This is a genomic window from Bradyrhizobium sp. 17 (assembly GCF_023073515.1).
Lineage (GTDB): Bacteria > Pseudomonadota > Alphaproteobacteria > Rhizobiales > Xanthobacteraceae > Bradyrhizobium > Bradyrhizobium canariense_D.
Genome location: NZ_JADPJQ010000050.1, coordinates 1 through 695, shown reverse-complemented (window position 1 = coordinate 695; position 695 = coordinate 1). Strand labels below are relative to the sequence as shown.

The window sequence follows — 695 nt, the reverse complement described above, 5'->3', positions numbered from 1 at the left end:
GGCGCAGTGCCTCCGGTACGGCTTTGAACAGGCGTACGAGATGGCTAGCGATACCGGCGGCGAACTTGCGTTCGATGGGAACGGCGAGCAGCAGGCGCGAGGTTCGCTCGTGGACGGCCAGGATGGCCTGCCGGTATTTGGAGAACATCATCAGATCGGCTTCCCAGTGGCCCGGGACTTTGCGATCGGCGACCTCGGCAGGCCGTTCTGCCAGCGAAACACGGCCTTCGATGAAGCTTGCGGGGCTCCCGCCTCGTTTGCCGCGGTGGCCTCGCTTGCTCTTGCCCCGAGGCAGATAGCGCCGCCAGGTGAAGTCCGTCGTGCGTGTGATCTGGGCGTAGATGAAGCGGTAGATGCTCTCGCAGGAGATCACCCTACGGCCACGTTCCCGGGCCAGCCTGCCTGCGACCTGTTCGGGTGACCAACCGCGGCTCAAGCCTGCCAAGACCTCGCGGCGCAAGCTGGCGTCCCGCTCGAGGCGAGAGCCCTTCCAGCGCCGCGCCCGGGTCTGCTGCTGAGCATAGCTTGGCTTGTAGCCGACTTGCCTGCCACGGTTCCGCCTCAGCTCCCGAGAGATCGTTGATGGCGGCCGATCCAAAGCTGCCGCGATTTGCCCGACCGAGCCGCCATTGGCCGAAAGGCGGGCAATCTCGCATCGATCGTCAAGGGAGAGCTGTTTGTAAGTCCGCCCCATG

Annotated in this window: 1 protein-coding gene; it reads right to left on the bottom strand. The window is 65.2% G+C overall.

The window, feature by feature from the left end; all coding sequences use genetic code 11:
* Positions 1-694, bottom strand: a 694-nt coding sequence (locus IVB13_RS08865; protein WP_247488454.1) for an IS30 family transposase, incomplete at its 3' end; no start/stop codon positions are given.
* Between the last annotated feature and the right edge of the window lies 1 nt (position 695).